At 70.2% G+C, this 17,246-nt stretch carries 15 protein-coding genes and 1 riboswitch; of the genes, 12 read left to right on the top strand and 3 right to left on the bottom strand.

The genetic code is table 11. From position 1 onward, the window contains the following. Positions 1-167 precede the first annotated feature (167 nt). The 10 genes from ACFCZ1_RS25265 to ACFCZ1_RS25220 all read left to right on the top strand — a co-directional run bounded on the left by ACFCZ1_RS25265 (position 168) and on the right by ACFCZ1_RS25220 (position 10,308). Complete coding sequence (locus tag ACFCZ1_RS25265; RefSeq protein WP_376680530.1) at positions 168-758, top strand: CDP-alcohol phosphatidyltransferase family protein; 591 nt, start codon at positions 168-170, stop codon at positions 756-758. 99 nt (positions 759-857) lie between these two features. After that, positions 858-3,353: a sugar phosphate nucleotidyltransferase gene (locus tag ACFCZ1_RS25260; protein WP_376680529.1), complete on the top strand. Its 2,496-nt coding sequence runs from the start codon at positions 858-860 to the stop codon at positions 3,351-3,353. A 113-nt stretch (positions 3,354-3,466) separates the two neighbouring features. Beyond that, a complete protein-coding gene (locus ACFCZ1_RS25255) occupies positions 3,467-4,372 on the top strand; it encodes a DUF881 domain-containing protein (protein ID WP_376680539.1) in 906 nt (301 codons plus the stop codon). Next, a complete protein-coding gene (locus ACFCZ1_RS25250) occupies positions 4,369-4,701 on the top strand; it encodes a small basic family protein (protein ID WP_007262894.1) in 333 nt (110 codons plus the stop codon). Before ACFCZ1_RS25255 ends, ACFCZ1_RS25250 begins: the two co-directional genes overlap by 4 nt. Positions 4,702-4,706: 5 nt before the next feature. Next, complete coding sequence (locus ACFCZ1_RS25245) at positions 4,707-5,645, top strand: DUF881 domain-containing protein (protein ID WP_376680528.1); 939 nt, start codon at positions 4,707-4,709, stop codon at positions 5,643-5,645. 486 nt (positions 5,646-6,131) lie between these two features. Further along, on the top strand, positions 6,132-6,674 hold the full coding sequence (locus ACFCZ1_RS25240; protein WP_376680527.1) for an FHA domain-containing protein: 543 nt from the start codon (positions 6,132-6,134) through the stop codon (positions 6,672-6,674). A gap of 67 nt (positions 6,675-6,741) precedes the next feature. Beyond that, a complete protein-coding gene (locus ACFCZ1_RS25235) occupies positions 6,742-7,515 on the top strand; it encodes a MerR family transcriptional regulator (protein WP_376680526.1) in 774 nt (257 codons plus the stop codon). 52 nt (positions 7,516-7,567) lie between these two features. After that, complete coding sequence (locus ACFCZ1_RS25230) at positions 7,568-8,041, top strand: bifunctional nuclease family protein (RefSeq protein WP_030009777.1); 474 nt, start codon at positions 7,568-7,570, stop codon at positions 8,039-8,041. A gap of 180 nt (positions 8,042-8,221) precedes the next feature. Continuing rightward, positions 8,222-8,860, top strand: coding sequence for a MerR family transcriptional regulator (locus tag ACFCZ1_RS25225; protein ID WP_376680525.1), 639 nt, complete (start codon positions 8,222-8,224; stop codon positions 8,858-8,860). A gap of 50 nt (positions 8,861-8,910) precedes the next feature. Next, the gene (locus tag ACFCZ1_RS25220; RefSeq protein ID WP_376680524.1) at positions 8,911-10,308 is read left to right on the top strand and encodes a DNA polymerase IV; all 1,398 of its coding nucleotides are present in this window, start codon (positions 8,911-8,913) and stop codon (positions 10,306-10,308) included. Positions 10,309-10,381: 73 nt separating this feature from the next. On the opposite strand, the gene ACFCZ1_RS25215 is transcribed toward ACFCZ1_RS25220, so the two are convergent. Further along, complete coding sequence (locus tag ACFCZ1_RS25215) at positions 10,382-10,747, bottom strand: PRC-barrel domain-containing protein (protein ID WP_362402649.1); 366 nt, start codon at positions 10,745-10,747, stop codon at positions 10,382-10,384. A gap of 112 nt (positions 10,748-10,859) precedes the next feature. Then, positions 10,860-10,958, top strand: a riboswitch (glycine riboswitch). 195 nt (positions 10,959-11,153) lie between these two features. Here ACFCZ1_RS25215 and gcvP point away from each other — a divergent pair. Continuing rightward, complete coding sequence (gene gcvP, locus ACFCZ1_RS25210; RefSeq protein ID WP_376680523.1) at positions 11,154-14,039, top strand: aminomethyl-transferring glycine dehydrogenase; 2,886 nt, start codon at positions 11,154-11,156, stop codon at positions 14,037-14,039. A 75-nt stretch (positions 14,040-14,114) separates the two neighbouring features. On the opposite strand, the gene ACFCZ1_RS25205 is transcribed toward gcvP, so the two are convergent. Next, on the bottom strand, positions 14,115-14,312 hold the full coding sequence (locus tag ACFCZ1_RS25205) for a DUF5999 family protein (RefSeq protein WP_328924569.1): 198 nt from the start codon (positions 14,310-14,312) through the stop codon (positions 14,115-14,117). Positions 14,313-14,572: 260 nt separating this feature from the next. Beyond that, on the bottom strand, positions 14,573-15,193 hold the full coding sequence (locus tag ACFCZ1_RS25200) for a hypothetical protein (protein WP_376680522.1): 621 nt from the start codon (positions 15,191-15,193) through the stop codon (positions 14,573-14,575). A 492-nt stretch (positions 15,194-15,685) separates the two neighbouring features. On the opposite strand from ACFCZ1_RS25200, the gene ACFCZ1_RS25195 reads away from it, so the two are divergent. Next, a complete protein-coding gene (locus ACFCZ1_RS25195; RefSeq protein WP_376680521.1) occupies positions 15,686-17,221 on the top strand; it encodes a glutamate-cysteine ligase family protein in 1,536 nt (511 codons plus the stop codon). Positions 17,222-17,246 lie beyond the last annotated feature (25 nt).

Genomic DNA, 17,246 nt, shown 5'->3' with positions numbered 1-17,246 from the left:
GACCCTGTGGGAGAGTAGGACGCCGCCGAACAATCATTGCGGAAGCCCCGCACCAGACCCTCCGGGGTCCGGTGCGGGGCTTTTCTGCGTTCAGGACACCTGTGCGGACTCCTGTAGGGTCAAGGGGCATCGTTCGACATTTCTACAGTCACAGTGGAGGCCCCCGGGTGGAGGTCCAGGAGACTCGGGTTCAGACTGACCGAATTTTCACCATTCCCAACATCCTGAGCATGGCTCGCCTGGCCGGCGTACCCCTGTTCCTGTGGCTGATCCTGGCCGAGTACGACGGGTGGGCCCTGGCCGTCCTCATGCTCAGCGGGATCAGTGACTACCTCGACGGGAAGCTCGCCCGGCGCTGGAATCAGATCAGCAACCTCGGACGGCTGCTGGATCCGGCCGCGGACCGGCTCTACATCCTGTCGACGCTGTTCGGTCTGACGTACCGCGAGATTCTGCCGCTGTGGCTCACCGGCGCCCTGATCGCGCGCGAGCTGATGCTGCTGGTGATGGTGTGGATCCTGCGCCGCCACGGCTATCCCCCGCCGCAGGTGAACTTCCTCGGCAAGGCCGCCACGTTCAACCTGATGTACGCGTTCCCGTTGCTTCTCCTCAGTGATGGCACCGGCTGGTTGGCCTGGATGGGGTCAGTTTTCGGATGGGCGTTCGCGGGATGGGGTACAACTCTGTATTGGTGGGCAGGAGTGCTGTACGTGGTGCAGGTCCGTCGTCTGGTGAAGGCGGACACCACGGCCGATTGAGCTCGCTCGGCGCCTGATGACGCGGAGGAGTAGCGGAGTCACCGTCCGGACCGGGTGAGGTCGGCGAGAACGTCGTCTCTCAAGGAGGACTCTTCCGACATGAAGGCCGTCGTGATGGCCGGTGGTGAAGGCACACGCCTTCGCCCCATGACCTCGAGCATGCCCAAGCCGCTCCTGCCGGTGGCCAACCGGCCGATCATGGAGCATGTGCTCAGGCTGCTCAAGCGGCATGGGCTCAGCGAGACCGTGGTCACCGTGCAGTTCCTGGCGTCGCTCGTCAAGAACTACTTCGGTGACGGCGAGGAGCTCGGAATGGAGCTCACCTATGCCAACGAGGAGAAGCCACTCGGGACCGCCGGCAGCGTGAAGAATGCCGAGGAGGCGTTGAAGGACGACACCTTCCTCGTGATCTCCGGCGACGCGCTCACCGACTTCGACCTCAGCGATCTCATCCGATTCCACAAGGAAAAGGGCGGACTCGTCACGGTCTGCCTGACCCGGGTGCCCAACCCGCTGGAATTCGGCATCACCATCGTGGACGAGGAGGGCAAGGTCGAGCGCTTCCTGGAGAAGCCGACCTGGGGCCAGGTGTTCTCGGACACCATCAACACCGGCATCTACGTGATGGAGCCGGAAATTTTCGACTACGTGGACGCGGACGTCTCGGTGGACTGGTCCGGTGACGTCTTCCCCCAGCTGATGAAGGAAGGCCGGCCGATCTACGGCTACGTGGCCGAGGGCTACTGGGAGGACGTCGGCACCCACGAGAGCTACGTCAAGGCCCAGGCCGACGTGCTCGAAGGCAAGGTCCAGGTCGACATGGACGGCTTCGAGATCTCGCCCGGGGTGTGGATCGCCGAAGGCGCCGAGGTGAGCCCGGACGCGGTGCTGCGCGGGCCGCTGTACATCGGGGACTACGCCAAGGTCGAGGCGGGCGTCGAGATCCGCGAGCACACCGTCATCGGATCGAACGTCGTCGTCAAGAGCGGTGCCTTCCTGCACAAGGCCGTCGTCCACGACAACGTGTACATCGGACCCCACAGCAATCTCCGCGGTTGCGTCATCGGCAAGAACACCGACATCATGCGGTCCGCCCGGATCGAGGACGGTGCGGTCATCGGCGACGAGTGCCTCGTCGGCGAGGAGTCGATCATCCAGGGCAATGTCCGGGTCTACCCGTTCAAGACGATCGAGGCCGGCGCCTTCGTCAACACGTCGGTGATCTGGGAGTCCCGCGGGCAGGCACATCTGTTCGGTGCGCGCGGTGTCTCCGGGATCCTGAACGTGGAGATCACCCCCGAGCTGGTCGTCCGGCTCGCGGGCGCCTACGCGACGATGCTGAAGAAGGGCGCGACGGTCACCACCGCCCGCGACCACTCCCGAGGCGCCCGAGCGCTCAAGCGGGCCGTGATCTCGGCGCTCCAGGCCAGCGCCATCAACGTGCGCGACCTGGAGAACGTGCCGCTTCCCGTCGCGCGGCAGCAGACCGCACGCGGCAGCGCGGGCGGGATCGTGCTGCGGACCTCGCCGGGAGTGCCGGACTCCGTGGACATCATGTTCCTCGACGAGCGCGGAGCGGACCTCTCGCTCCAGGGACAGCGCAAGCTCGACCGGGTGTACTCGCGCCAGGAGTACCGGCGTGCCTTCCCCGGAGAGATCGGTGACCTGCAGTTCCCGGGCAGCGTCTTCGACGCCTACACGGGTTCGCTGCTGCGCCGGGTCGACACCACCGGGATCGGCGACGCAGGGCTCAAGGTCGTCGTGGACGCCTCCAACGGCAGCGCCGGACTCGTCCTGCCCAGCCTGCTCGGCCGGCTCGGAGTGGACGCGCTGACGATCAATCCCGGGCTCGACGAGACCAGGCCGACGGAGACCAGCGAGTCCCGGCGGGCCGGGCTGGTGCGCCTCGGCGAGATCGTGGCCTCGGCGCGGGCCGCCTTCGGCGTGCGCTTCGACCCGGTCGGCGAGCGCATCTCCCTGGTGGACGAGCGCGGCCGGATCATCGAGGACGACCGGGCGCTGCTGGTGATGCTCGACCTGGTGGCCGCGGAGAAGCGCAGCGGCAAGGTCGCCCTGCCGGTGACCACGACGCGTGTCGCCGAGCAGGTGGCGGCGTACCACGGCACGCAGGTGGAGTGGACGACGACCTCGCCCGACGACCTGACCCGGGTGGGCCGGGCGGAGAACACCATCTTCGGCGGTGACGGGCGTGGCGGATTCATCGTTCCCGAATTCGGCAGCGTCATCGACGGTTCGGCGGCCTTCGTGCAGCTGCTCGGGCTGGTGGCGCGCACCCAGCTCACCCTGAGCCAGATCGACGCGCGCATTCCGCGGGCCCACGTGCTCAAGCGGGACGTGCCGACGCCGTGGGCGGTCAAGGGGCTCGTGATGCGCAGGGTCGTGGAAGCCGCGGGCGAGCGGCAAGTGGACACCACCGACGGGGTGCGGGTCGTGGAGGCCGACGGACGGTGGGCGCTGGTCCTGCCGGATCCGGCGGAGGCCGTCACCCATCTGTGGGCCGAAGGCCCCGACGACGCCTCGGCGCAGGCCCTGCTCGACGAGTGGGCGGGCGTCGTGGACGGTGCCGGGCACTGAGTGCCGTGCGGTGATCCGCACATGACCGACGTCCCGCGGGCCGGGCGGGGGAGAGTTCCCCGCCCGGCCCGCGGGACGGGTGCATTGGGTGTGTGCGGCGCCGACATGCGACGATGTGCGGCATGTCGCAGCCGCCCCTCAGCCGGAGTTCGGCCTCTCCCGGGCCCGGGCGCCCGGACGCCTCCATGTCGCTGCTGACGCACGTGATGGACCACGGCCTCGACGAGGGATATGCGGAGGCTTCGGCCCGGCGCGAGGCGGACGGTACGGCGGGGCTCCCGCGCACCCTCAAGGCCAAGCTGGCGCTCGCCGCCGGGCTCGTGCTGGCCGCCATGGTCGTCACGCTCGGTGCCGCCGAGGCGCGGATAGCCGCGCCGGTGCTGGCCAAGGAGCGTCAGGAACTGATCGACCGCGTGCAGCGGGCCGACGATCGCGCGAAGGGCCTGGAGGGGGACATCGAGCGCCTGCGGACCGATGTCGCCGACCGCCAGCGTGCCGCGCTCAAGCAGCCCGGCGGGGGCCGGGAGGAGCTCGTCGCGCTGCTGTCCGGTGCCACGGAGGTGCGCGGTCCCGGGGTCAAGCTGGTCGTGGACGACGCGAAGGGCGCCTCGCCGGGTGAAGGCGGGGGACCGCGCGAGAGCTCGGGCTTCTCGGACACGGGGCGGGTCCGCGACCGCGACATGCAGAAGATCGTCAACGGGCTGTGGCAGTCCGGGGCGGAGGCGATCTCCATCAACGGACAGCGGCTGACGGCGCTGTCTGCGATCAGGGCCGCGGGTGACGCGATACTGGTCGACAACAGGCCGCTCGTGCCGCCGTACGAGGTGCTGGCGGTGGGGGACAAGAAGCGGCTCGGCCCCGCGTTCCAGGACTCGGCGGACGGTCAGTACCTGCACGTGCTGCAGGAGAGCTACGGGATCCGCTACACGCTGTCCGCCGCGGATGAGGTGCGGCTGCCGGCCGCGTCGAGCCTGACCGTACGTACAGCTACAGCAGAGCAGCAGAAGGGTGCATCGTGATCGCGGTACTGGGCCTCTTGGCCGGAGTGGTGGTCGGACTTCTGGTCCGCCCCGAAGTGCCGGCCGTGGTGGAGCCTTATCTGCCGATCGCCGTGGTGGCGGCGCTGGACGCGGTGTTCGGGGGCTTGCGCGCAATGCTGGACGGCATCTTCGTGGACAAGGTCTTCGTGGTGTCGTTCCTGTCGAACGTGGTCGTGGCGGCGCTGATCGTCTTCCTCGGCGACAAGCTGGGTGTCGGCTCGCAGCTGTCCACGGGCGTGGTCGTGGTCCTCGGCATCCGCATCTTCTCCAACGCCGCGGCCATCCGCCGGCACGTGTTCCGGGCGTGAGGCCGATGAGTACGAACGGCACTCCGCCGGAGCGCTCCGAGGGGTCCGAAGGGCCGGGCGGGTCGAAGGGGCCCGTCGGGCCCGACCAGACCAACGGTTCCAAGGGGTCCGGGGCTCCCGCGCAGCCGGTTCCGCCCGCGCACCCGGTCCCGCCCGAGCAGACCGAGCAGACCGAGCCGCAGGCCCCGACCGAGCCGCAGGCCCCGACCGAGACGCCGGCGCCCCAGGAGACGGGACGGGAGCGTCTCGCGGCCGGGCTGTGGCCGCCGCGGGTGAGCAGGGCACAACTGATCGTCGCGCTGCTGCTGTTCGTGCTGGGCCTGGGGCTGGCCATCCAGGTGCGGTCGAACAGCGACTCCAGCGCGCTGCGCGGGGCCCGCCAGGAGGACCTCGTGCGGATCCTCGACGAGCTCGACGGGCGGACCAAGCGCCTGGAGGACGAGAAGCAGCGGCTGGAAGATCAGCGCAAGGAGCTGGAGAGCAGTTCCAACCAGGCCGAGGAGGCCCGGAAGCAGACGGTGGAGAAAGAACGCCAACTCGGCATCCTGGCCGGTACGGTGGCAGCTCAGGGGCCCGGCATCACGCTGAAGATCGCCGATCCCAAGGGTCAGGTGCGGTCCGACCAGTTGCTGGACACGCTTCAGGAGCTGCGGGCGGCCGGCGCCGAGGCGATCCAGATCAACGGTGTGCGCGTGGTGGCGGGCTCGTACTTCTCGGACGAGAACGGCGGGGTCGGGATCGACGGTAAGAAGATCACACAACCCTACGAATTCAGGGTGATCGGCAAGCCGCAGGATCTGGAGCCCGCCCTCAACATCCCCGGCGGTGTCGTGCAGACGCTGGAGAAGGAACAGGCGACCGTCGCCGTCACACGGTCGGCGAAGATCGTTGTGGATGCCTTGCGGGCTGCGAAGCAGCCTGACTACGCTCGGTCGTCATCGTGATGATGCGGGGCGGAGAGTGGACCGGTTCACGCGGGCGCAGGCCTGCGGGGGGTCGGCGCACAGAAGTCGCGGTGTGTGGTGGAAACTGTCTGGTGGTTACGGACGTTGTGAGAATGTCCGGGTCGGCAGGTGTTGCATTCGGAGTTCGTCCTGCCCCACGGGCGGGTCTGTTTCGGTCAAGGGGAATCGCCCGTGAAGTTGTTTGAGAAGTTGTTCGGCAAGAAGAGCCGTGAGGAAAGCGGCGCGGCACGTCACCGCGCCGGCCAGGGTGAGGCCGAAGGGCAGGGCGACCGGCCGCTCTTCCGCGACGAGGTCGCGGGCGGGGGTGACATTTCGGGCGCCCACGGCGCGTCGGCTGTTGACCCTGCCGGTACCGGACGCATAGGTTTCGGTGATCCGTCAACCTCAAGTGCGGGTGGAGGGTTTGCCCCCGACCCGTATGCCACCAATGCCTCCGCGGGGCAGCCGCGGCGCGAGGAGCCGTCCATGTCGGCCGAGCAGATTTGCAGCAGGTGCGGACACCGCAGCGATGCGGCCAGCCGGTTCTGCTCCAACTGCGGCGCGCCGCTGCGGGCGGGTCTGACGCCGGAGCGTGCCTCGGAGACCACGTCCACCATCTCGATCTCGGGTCTTGAGGCCTACGAGGCCGAGGTGTCGGGACAACCGCACGTGTCGTCCTCGCTGTCCCCCGAGGCCCAGGCCGCGGTGGAAGCGCTGCCCCCCGGTTCCGCCCTGCTCATCGTGCGGCGCGGCCCCAACTCCGGTAGCCGCTTCCTGCTGGACGGCGAGCTGACCACGGCCGGACGGCACCCGCAGAGCGACATCTTCCTGGATGACGTCACCGTCTCCCGGCGTCATGTCGAGTTCCGCCGGAGCCAGGACGGCGGCTTCACCGTCGCCGACGTCGGCAGCCTCAACGGCACGTACGTGAACCGGGAGCCGATCGACTCCGTCGCGCTGCACAACGGCGACGAGGTGCAGATCGGCAAGTACCGGCTGGTCTTCTACGCGAGCCTGCGAGGCATCTGACCCGCCCCCCGGACTCCTTCCCCCGGCCGTCGCCGGGAGGTGTCCAGGGGCCCAGAGGGAAGGTTCCATGCTGCGTACCCCGACCGGCGGTGCCGCGAAGAACGGCACCGCCGGCACCTCCGGCCCGGCCGGGCGGCTGGTGAGCATCGGCACGGTGCTCACCACGCTGCGTGACGAGTTCCCCGAGGTCACGATCTCGAAGATCCGCTTCCTGGAGGCGGAAGGGCTCGTCGAGCCCCGGCGCACACCTTCGGGATATCGCAAGTTCAGCACCGAGGACGTGGAGCGGCTGGCCCGCATCCTGCGCCTGCAGCGCGATCACTACCTGCCGCTGAAAGTCATCCGGGAGCAACTCGACGCGCTCGCGCGCGGTGAGCAGGTCCGCATCCCGGCGCCCACGCCGCACGGCGAATCCGTCGATCCCGCCAGCCCCGTGGCCGTGTACGGCGAGGTGGGCCGGGAGCGGCCCACCGCGGCCCGGGTGGGCCGGGCCGAGCTGATCGCGGCCGCCGACGTGGACGAGGTCCAGCTGGTCGAGTGGGAGTCGTACGGGCTGCTCGCCGAGTTGCCCGGCGGCGGATTCGACGCCGAGGCGGTCACCGTGGCCCGGCTGGTGGCCGATCTGGGGCGGTTCGGGCTGGAGCCGCGGCACCTGCGCGCGATGAAGGCCGCCGCGGACCGAGAGGCGGGCCTGATCGAGCAGGTCGTGTCGCCGTTGCGACGGCACCGCAACCCCCAGACCAGGGCGCATGCGGAAGCCACGACGAAGGAGCTCGCCGGGCTCTCCGTCAGGCTGCACGAGGCCCTCGTGCAGACCGCCCTCGGGGTCCGGCTGCCGTGACCCAGGGGCCCCCGACTACCCAAACCGGCCGAGCAGGTCCTAGGGTTGCTGTGTGAACGAGCTCGACGTTGTGGGTGTCCGGGTGGAAATGCCCTCCAACCAACCGATCGTGCTCCTGCGTGAAGTGGGAGGCGACCGGTACCTCCCCATCTGGATCGGCCCTGGGGAGGCGACCGCCATTGCCTTCGCGCAACAGGGAATGGCCCCTGCCCGACCGCTGACGCACGACCTGTTCAAGGACGTGCTGGAGGCGATCGGCGAGGAGCTCACCGAGGTCCGGATCACGGATCTGCGGGAGGGCGTCTTCTACGCGGAGCTTGTCTTCGCCAGCGGGGTCGAGGTGAGCGCGCGGCCCTCGGACGCGATAGCGCTGGCCCTGCGCACGGGGACGCCGATCTACGGCAGTGACGGTGTGCTCGACGACGCCGGGATCGCGATCCCGGACGAGCAGGAGGACGAGGTGGAGAAGTTCCGCGAGTTCCTCGACCAGATCTCGCCCGAGGACTTCGGCACCGGCCCGCAGTGACGCGCAGGCCGCGTCGTCCACGGGGAAGTACCAGCCCATTCGAGTAGCCTTTCCCCGCAATCGGATACGGGAAACCACTCTCAGGGTGATTATCACTCGGCGTGCCGAGTGTGGCGATCGTTGACGCACCCCTGGTGACTGCCTACCTTCAAGGTGGCAGGTCAAGGACGGAGGGTCGGCGTGAGGATCACGGGCGACGGTACGACCGGGGGCACCCCCGCACGGAGTGACGGTGGCTCGTACCCGCTGCACGGTGGTGCGGCCGGTGCCGCGCGCCGTCAGCCGGAGTCGACGCCGGTCGGACCGGTGGATGGCGAGCCGGCGCCCGAGCAGATCGGATACCGCGGGCCGACGGCGTGTGCCGCGGCCGGCATCACCTACCGGCAGCTCGACTACTGGGCGCGGACCGGGCTGGTGGAGCCGAGCGTGCGGCCCGCGTACGGGTCGGGCACGCAGCGGCTGTACAGCTTCCGGGACGTGGTCGTCCTCAAGATCGTCAAGCGTTTCCTGGACACCGGGGTGGGGCTGCAGAACATCCGTGCGGCCGTGCAGCACCTGCGTGACCGCGGGTTCTGCGACCTGGAGCGGATGACGCTGATGAGCGACGGCGCCACCGTGTACGAGTGCACCTCGCCGGACCAGGTCGTGAGCCTGCTCCAGGGCGGTCAGGGCATCTTCGGGATCGCCGTGGGCGTGGTGTGGCGCGACGTGGAGAACGCGCTGTCCCAGCTGCACGGGGAGCGGGTGGACACCGGCGAGACCCTGGTCGGGCACAATCCGGCGGACGAACTGGCCGCCCGTCGCAACCGGGCCGTGTGAACCCGGCCGGACCGGTCCCGTTGTCAGAGGCGTAGGGCAGCATCGGTGCTGTGAGAGCCGCGCCGACCATCCTGCATCTGGACATGGATGCCTTCTACGCCTCCGTCGAGCAGGCGTCGAAGCCGAGCCTGCGGGGCAAGGCCGTCATCGTGGGCGGCCTCGGGCCGCGCGGGGTCGTCGCCACCGCCTCGTACGAGGCCAGGCGGTTCGGGGTGCACTCGGCGATGCCGATGGCGCAGGCGCGGCGGCTCTGCCCGAACGGAGCCTGCCTGATCCCGCGCTTCAGTCTCTACCGCGAGGTCAGCGACGTGGTGATGGCCCTGCTGCGGGAGCTGTCGCCACTCGTGGAGCCGCTCAGCCTGGACGAGGCCTTCGTGGATCTGGAGGCGGGCGGCGTCGCTTTCGACGGGCCGGGCGCCCGGGCCGCGGGGGAGCGGCTGCGGGCGGACATCCGGGCCGTGACGGGGCTCAGCGGGTCGGTGGGGCTGGCCGGCTCGAAGATGCTGGCCAAGGTGGCGTCGGAGGAGGCCAAGCCGGCGGGTCTGCTGCTGATCGAGCCGGGGACGGAGCGGGAGCTCCTCGCGCCGATGTCGGTACGGACCCTGCCCGGGGTGGGGCCGGCCACCGGCGAGCACCTGCGCCGCGCCGGGATCACCACCGTGGGAGACCTGGTGGAGGCCGGGGAGGACGAGCTGGTCCGGATGGTCGGGCGCGCGCACGGCGTGGGCCTGCACCGGATGGCCCTGGGCCTGGACGACCGGCCGGTGGTCGCGGAGCGGGACGCGAAATCGGTGTCGGTGGAGGACACCTTCGACGTGGACCTGCACGACCGGGTGCGGATCCGGACCGAGGTGCAGCGGCTCGCCGACCGGTGCGTGCAGCGGTTGCGGGCGTCCGGGCACTCGGGGCGCACGATCGTGCTCAAGGTCCGGCGCTACGACTTCTCGACGCTGACGCGCTCCGAGACGCTGCGGGGGCCCACGGACGACCCCGCGGTGGTGCGTGAGGCGGCCGCGCGGCTGCTGGAGGGCGTGGACACCACGGGCGGGGTGCGGCTGCTGGGGGTGGGCGTGACCGGGCTGGCGGACTACACGCAGGAGGATCTGTTCGCCCAGTCGCTGGGCGAACGGCCGCAGGGCGGGCCCACCGAGCCCGACGTGACCGCCGAGGCCGGTGCGGCCGCTGTCACGGCCCCGGAGCACGTGGAGCCATCCGGGGAGCCGGAGCCCGCCCCGGAGCGGCGCTGGGCGGCCGGGAGCGACGTACGGCACGCGGTGTACGGGCCCGGGTGGGTGCAGGGCAGCGGGGTCGGGCGGGTGACCGTGCGGTTCGAGCAGCCGGGATCGCAGCCCGGCCGGGTGCGGACCTTCCGGGTGGACGACCCCGAGCTGGAGCCGTCCGATCCGCTGCCGCTGGTGGGGGAGGGGCCGGCGGCAGCGGAGGGCTGAGGCTTGGGGGAGGCGACACCGTGATTCCCCGCAAGCCCCCGGGGGAGCAGCGGGGCGGGGACCGGGCGGGCACTCAGCCCTCGTCGCCCGCCAGGTGGCCGAAGTCGCGCTGGAAGTCCGTGGGCAGGGTCACGTCCAGGCCGTAGTGGTGGTAGAGCTGGAGCTCCTGCTCCGGGGAGAGGTGGCGGCCGACACCGAAATCGGGGGCGTCCTTGATCAGGGAGCGGTCGAAGGGCACCCGCAGGGTGTCGCCCACCAGCTCACTGGGCTCCAGCGGGACGAAGGCGTCCCGGCTGAACAGACCGGTGCGCACGGCGGCCCATTCCGGGACGCCCGTGGCGTCGTCGAGGTAGACCTCGTCAATGGTGCCGATCTTGGTGCCGTTGCGGTCGAACGCCTTGCGGCCGATCAGGCTGCGCGGATCGATGTCGGTCTGCACGGTCCCTCCAAATGGTCGCAACTCCTCCGTAATGACTACAGAAGTGCATTTCGTTAGCTGAGGCCACTCGGGGAGTGTCCAGATCCTCGCTGGTAGGCTGGGTGATGGCTGTCGACCCTGTGCGGGAGAGTCCTCCGAGTGATCTTGACGGAGGCGCCGAAGGAGCAAATCCTCCCCGGAATCTCTCAGGCATACGTACCGCACGGACGAGGCCACTCTGGAAAGCAGGGGCAGGTACCGGACGCAGTGCCGGTTCCTCTCCTCACCGACGGTGAAAACCGGTTCTTTTCGAGCGACCCTCGAGCGGCCGGTGAAACTCTCAGGTTGAGATGACAGAGGGGGAGGCCGTCCGGGTGCCCGCGCCGTGGTGCCCCTCGCAGGTCATACGACCAGGAGGCCTCCGTACATGACCGCCAACCGCATTCCGCTCTCCCAGCTGGAGCGAGGCATCCCCTTCGAGCAGCGCCACATCGGTCCGGATGCCGAGGCGCAGGCGAAGATGCTCGCCCAGGTGGGCTACGGCTCCCTGGACGAACTGACCGCCGCCGCGGTGCCGGATGTCATCAAGACCGCCGAAGCGCTGAACCTGCCCGAGGCGCGGACCGAGGCGGAGGTGCTGGCCGAGCTGCGCTCCCTCGCCGACCGCAACCAGGTCCTCTCGTCGATGATCGGTCTCGGCTACTACGGGACCTTCACGCCGCCGGTGATCCTGCGCAACGTCATGGAGAACCCGGCCTGGTACACGGCGTACACGCCTTACCAGCCCGAGATCTCCCAGGGCCGCCTCGAAGCGCTGCTGAACTTCCAGACCGTCGTCGCCGACCTCACCGGGCTGCCGACCTCGGGCGCCTCGCTGCTCGACGAGGGCACCGCGGCCGCCGAGGCCATGTCCCTCGCGCGCCGGGTGGGCAAGGTCAAGGACGGCGTCTTCCTGATCGACGCCGACGCGCTGCCGCAGACCATCGCCGTGATCGAGACCCGCGCCGAGCCCACGGGCGTCGAGGTCGTCGTCGCGGACCTGTCGGACGGCATCCCGGCCGAGATCGCCGAGCGCGGCGTCTTCGGCGTGCTCCTGCAGTACCCGGGCGCCTCCGGTGCCGTACGGGAGATCAAGCCGCTCATCGACCAGGCGCACGAGCTCGGTGCCATCGTCACCGTCTCGGCCGACCTGCTCGCCCTGACCCTGCTGACCTCGCCGGGCGAGCTCGGCGCGGACATCGCCGTCGGCACCACCCAGCGCTTCGGCGTCCCGATGGGCTTCGGCGGACCGCACGCCGGTTACATGGCAGTCCAGGCCAAGCACGCCCGCTCGCTGCCCGGGCGCCTCGTCGGCGTCTCCGTCGACGCGGACGGCAACAAGGCGTACCGGCTGGCGCTGCAGACCCGTGAGCAGCACATCCGCCGCGAGAAGGCCACCAGCAACATCTGTACCGCTCAGGTGCTGCTGGCCGTCATGGCCGCCATGTACGCCGTCTACCACGGCCCGGACGGCCTGCGGACGATCGCCCGCCGGACCCACCGCTACGCGGCCCTGCTCGCCGCGGGCCTGCAGGCGGGCGGCGTCGAGATCGTGCACGGCGCCTACTTCGACACCATCACGGCCCGCGTCCCGGGCCGCGCGGCCGAGGTCGTCGCCGCGGCCCGCCAGGGCGGTGTCAACCTCTACCAGGCCGACGCGGACCACGTCTCCGTCGCCTGCGACGAGACCACCCTGCGCGCCGACATCGACGCCGTCTGGGCGGCCTTCGGTGTCAGCGCGGACATCGAGGCGCTGGACGAGACCACGGCGGACACCCTGCCCGAGGGCCTGCTGCGCTCGGACGACTACCTGACGCACCCGGTCTTCCACCAGCACCGCTCCGAGACCGCGATGCTGCGCTACCTGCGCAAGCTCTCGGACAAGGACTACGCGCTGGACCGCGGCATGATCCCGCTGGGCTCCTGCACCATGAAGCTCAACGCGACCACCGAGATGGAGCCGGTCACCTGGCCCGAGTTCGGCCAGCTGCACCCGTTCGCCCCGGTGGAGCAGGCGGAGGGGTACCTCACGCTCATCACCGAGCTGGAGGAACGTCTCTCCGAGGTCACCGGCTACGACAAGGTCTCCATCCAGCCGAACGCCGGCTCCCAGGGTGAGCTCGCCGGCCTGCTGGCCGTCCGCGCCTACCACCGCGCCAACGGCGACGAGCAGCGCACCGTCTGCCTCATCCCGTCCTCCGCGCACGGCACCAACGCGGCCAGCGCCGTGATGGCCGGCATGAAGGTCGTCGTCGTCAAGACCGCCGACGACGGCGAGGTGGACGCGGCCGACCTGCGCGCCAAGATCGAGCAGTACCGTGACGAGCTCTCCGTGCTGATGATCACGTACCCCTCCACGCACGGTGTGTTCGAGGAGCACGTCGCCGACATCTGCGCCCAGGTGCACGAGGCCGGCGGCCAGGTCTACGTGGACGGTGCCAACCTCAACGCCCTGGTGGGCCTGGCGAAGCCGGGTCACTTCGGCGGCGACGTCTCGCACCTGAACCTGCACAAGACCTTCTGCATCCCGCACGGCGGCGGCGGTCCCGGCGTCGGCCCGGTCGGTGTCCGGGCCCACCTGGCCCCGTACCTGCCGAACCACCCGCTGCAGCCGACGGCCGGTCCCGAGACGGGCGTCGGCCCGATCTCGGCCGCCCCGTGGGGCTCCGCGGGCATCCTGCCGATTTCCTGGTCGTACGTGCGCCTCATGGGCGGCGAAGGCCTCAAGCGCGCCACCCAGGTGGCGGTGCTGGGCGCCAACTACATCGCCAAGCGCCTGGAGCCGCACTACCCGGTGCTCTACACCGGCCCGGGCAACCTGGTCGCGCACGAGTGCATCATCGACCTGCGCCCGCTGTCGAAGGCGACGGGCGTGAGCGTGGACGACATCGCCAAGCGTCTGATCGACTACGGCTTCCACGCCCCGACGATGTCCTTCCCGGTCGCCGGCACGCTGATGATCGAGCCGACGGAGTCCGAGGACCTCGCCGAGATCGACCGCTTCTGCGACGCGATGATCGCCATCCGCGGCGAGATCGAGCGGGTCGCGGCCGGCGAGTGGCCGGTGGACGACAACCCGCTGGCCAACTCCCCGCACACCGCAGCGGCGCTGGGCGGCGAGTGGAACCACCCGTACACCCGTGACGAGGCGGTCTTCCCGGGTGGCGTCACGGCCGCCGAGAAGTACTGGCCGCCGGTGCGCCGGATCGACGGCGCCTTCGGCGACCGGAACCTGGTCTGCTCCTGCCCGCCGCTGGACGAGTACGACAACTGAGCATGACAGAAGGGGCCGGTCCGGGAGATCTTCTCCCGGACCGGCCCCTTCGCCGTTCCTCGGTCGCGCTGCCGGCTAGGCCGCCTGTGCCCCCGCGAGCGGGCGGTGCGGGGCGATGATCTGGCCGTCCGGCAGCAGCTCGCCGGTGTCCTCGAAGAGCAGGACGCCATTGCACAGCAGGCTCCAGCCCTGCTCCGGGTGGTTGGCCACCGGGAGCGCTGCCTCCCGGTCGGCGGATTCGGCTGACGGGCAGGCTGGCTGGTGCTGGCACATGGATGCGTTCTTTCGCTGCGGTGTGGTCTGTGTGCTACGGCTCGATGCGTGGTTCATGGCCGTCCCCCTGGGTCATCCCCGCACCCGCGGGGAGCTTGTCATCAGTCTTCCCCCACGACAGCCACTTCGCAGGCATTTCCCGCCGGCTGTCCTCACTGATTGATGACGCATCACTCGTGCGGGCGGTTCAGGCCAACTCCCCTGTCATTTCGGATGGTTCGCACGTGGCCCGAGAGGACTAGGCCGAATGGTCACTCGGGTCAGGCGGCGGGAGCGGCCAGCGACGGCGGGACCGGCGCCGTCGCCGGGGTCAGCCGGTGGGTCAGCACCGGCAGCAACTCGGAGACCGGATGCGGCCGGTACGGGGCGATGCCGGGCGGCGCCGGTGCCAGGGGCACCAGCAGGTCCTCGGCGGCGAGCAGGCCGGCCGACGCGTCGGCACCCACGGCGCCGTGCAGCCACAGGGTCAGCATGTACAGCTCCGGTACGGACAGCAGCCGGGGCTGGTACGCATCGCCGAGCGACTCGGCCTGGCGCAGCGCGCGTTCGGTGGCGGTCACGTAGGGGCCCTCGAAGAAATGCGAGAAGGCCCAGCCGTCCGGTGTCAGCCGGGTGTCGGCCGCCGCGACGTACCGGTCCCCGCTGCGGACGAGGAACCGCCAGCCGGTCAGGCGCGTGCGGGTCGGCCTGCCGCCGACCGCCAGGTTCGAGACGTCCAGCCGGTCGAGGACGTGGACCGGGAGCGGGAGTTCGGCGGTCAGGGGCCCCTGGATCGCGCGCAGGGCGGGAGTGTGCGCCTCGTGCACGGCCGTGGGGGAGCCGAGGGCCGCGAGGACGCAGCGGAGGGCGGGCGCGGGAGCCGGAGGGACATGCAGCGGCATGGTGGGTCGCCTCTCACTTGGGAGACCTGTGGAAGGGGGGAGGTGCGGACGGCGCTGTCGCATTCTGGGGCCAGAGGGGGGCTGAGGGGCAATGGCCGCGCGCCAACTCTCTGCCTCGTTTGCGGAGTTTATACGACATGTGTTCACGCAGTGTTTCGGCTAGCTGTCCCGCCTATTGCCGGCAAGGCGCTTACCGGCCCCGCTCACGTGGCATTCATGCCGGATGCACGCGGACATGCCGCGCTGACCTCGGAGGTTACCGGACAGGCGCTCGGCTGGAAAGCGCCGGTTTTCCGAAAGAGGCAAAGTCGATGCGGAATTTGCGCAAAGCGACTTGCCAGGTGAATGTGCCGGAGTGCCCGTCGGCCAAACCGGCGCGCGCTCCCCGCCACGCACGCCCCTCCGCGTTATGGATCGCTCTGCCGGGGCATCATCGACCGTAACGCGCGCCTGGGTGCAACGGGCCAGGCCCACTCGAGGAGGGACGCTTCGATGGGGGAGAAGGTCGTGGCAGGCGGATTCGACCTGTCCGATCGGCAGCGGTATCGAAGGAAGCTTCACGAGTGCCTGGAGGGGCTGGAGCAGCTTCTGGCGGAGAAGAGGTTCGATCGCCCGAAGAACATGATGGGGCTGGAGATCGAGCTGAATCTCGCGGGTGCCGACGGCATGCCGAGAATGGTGAATGCGCAGGTGCTGGAGCGGATTGCGAGCCCTGATTTCCAGACCGAACTCGGAATGTTCAACCTGGAGGTCAACGTACTGCCGCACCGGCTCGGCGGCCGGGTATTCGACCAGCTCGCCGAGGAACTCAGCGCGGGTCTGGGCTATGCCCACCGGCAGGCTGCGGAGATCGACGCCGGTGTCGTGATGATCGGCATTCTGCCCACGATCTCCCGCGAGGACCTGGTCACCGCCAACCTCTCGGCGGTCGACCGGTACTCGCTGCTCAACGAGCAGATCCTGATGATGCGGGGCGAGGACTTCACGCTCGACATCGACGGCGTCGAGCGGCTGGTCTGGAACTCCGGGTCGATCGTGCCCGAGGCCGCCTGCACCTCCGTACAACTGCACCTTCAGGTGACCCCGGCGCGGTTCTCGGACGTGTGGAACGCGGCGCAGGCGGTGGCGGCCGCGCAGATAGCCGTCGGCGCCAACTCGCCGTTCCTGTTCGGGCGCGAGCTGTGGCGGGAATCCCGGCCGCCGCTGTTCACGCAGGCCACGGACACCCGGCCGCCCGAGCTCCAGGCGCAGGGGGTGCGGCCGCGGACCTGGTTCGGGGAGCGCTGGGTGGACTCGGCGTACGAGCTCTTCGCGGAGAACGTCCGCTACTTCCCGGCGCTGCTGCCGATCTGTGACGAGGAGGAGCCCCTGCGCGTGCTCGGCGAGGGCGGGATACCGCGGCTGCAGGAGCTGGTCCTGCACAACGGCACCGTCTACCGGTGGAACCGGCCCGTGTACGGGGTCGCCGACGGGGCGCCGCACCTGCGGGTGGAGAACCGGGTGCTGCCAGCCGGGCCCACGGTCGCCGACGTCGTCGCCAACGCCGCCTTCTACTACGGGCTCGTACGCACGCTCGCCGACGAGCCGCGCCCGGTGTGGACCCGGCTGCCCTTCGCCGAGGCGGAGGCCAACTTCGACGCGGCCTGCCGGTACGGGATCGACGCGCGGCTGCGCTGGCCGCGCCGGGGCCGGGCCGGGGGGCTGGCGAGCGTGCCCGCCGTCCGGCTGGTCCTGGACGAGCTGCTGCCGATGGCGGCGGCCGGACTGGACGCCTGGGGCATCGAGCCGGCGGACCGGGACCGCTACCTCGGCATCATCGAGGAACGCTGCCGACGGCGGGTGAACGGGGCCACCTGGCAGGTGGACACCTACCACCGGGCGCTGGCTTCCGGGCTGGCGCGGGACGAGGCGCTGGCCGCCACCACCCGGCGCTACAGCGAGCTGATGCACAAGGGCGACCCCGTGCACACCTGGCCCGTGGGGCTGGGGGATGCGGAGGTGAGCACCCCGGTGCCGGCCGTGCGCTGAGTCCGGTGATCCCGTTCCGCCGCCG

This window comes from Streptomyces sp. NPDC056224 (assembly GCF_042267665.1).
In the GTDB taxonomy this organism is placed as follows: domain Bacteria; phylum Actinomycetota; class Actinomycetes; order Streptomycetales; family Streptomycetaceae; genus Streptomyces.
Note: the sequence above shows the minus strand (reverse complement) of the source record. Positions and strands in the feature narration are given on the sequence as shown.

Excerpts from the sequence above, each read along its gene's own strand:
- ACFCZ1_RS25200 (WP_376680522.1), bottom strand. The coding sequence starts at position 15,193 with ATGCCGCTGCATGTCCCTCCGGCTCCCGCGCCCGCCCTCCGCTGCGTC.
- ACFCZ1_RS25195 (WP_376680521.1), top strand. The coding sequence starts at position 15,686 with ATGGGGGAGAAGGTCGTGGCAGGCGGATTCGACCTGTCCGATCGGCAG.
- ACFCZ1_RS25260 (WP_376680529.1), top strand. The coding sequence starts at position 858 with ATGAAGGCCGTCGTGATGGCCGGTGGTGAAGGCACACGCCTTCGCCCC.
- ACFCZ1_RS25240 (WP_376680527.1), top strand. The coding sequence starts at position 6,132 with ATGTCGGCCGAGCAGATTTGCAGCAGGTGCGGACACCGCAGCGATGCG.
- ACFCZ1_RS25245 (WP_376680528.1), top strand. The coding sequence starts at position 4,707 with ATGAGTACGAACGGCACTCCGCCGGAGCGCTCCGAGGGGTCCGAAGGG.
- gcvP (WP_376680523.1), top strand. The coding sequence starts at position 11,154 with ATGACCGCCAACCGCATTCCGCTCTCCCAGCTGGAGCGAGGCATCCCC.
- ACFCZ1_RS25255 (WP_376680539.1), top strand. The coding sequence starts at position 3,467 with ATGTGCGGCATGTCGCAGCCGCCCCTCAGCCGGAGTTCGGCCTCTCCC.
- ACFCZ1_RS25235 (WP_376680526.1), top strand. The coding sequence starts at position 6,742 with ATGCTGCGTACCCCGACCGGCGGTGCCGCGAAGAACGGCACCGCCGGC.
- ACFCZ1_RS25205 (WP_328924569.1), bottom strand. The coding sequence starts at position 14,312 with ATGTGCCAGCACCAGCCAGCCTGCCCGTCAGCCGAATCCGCCGACCGG.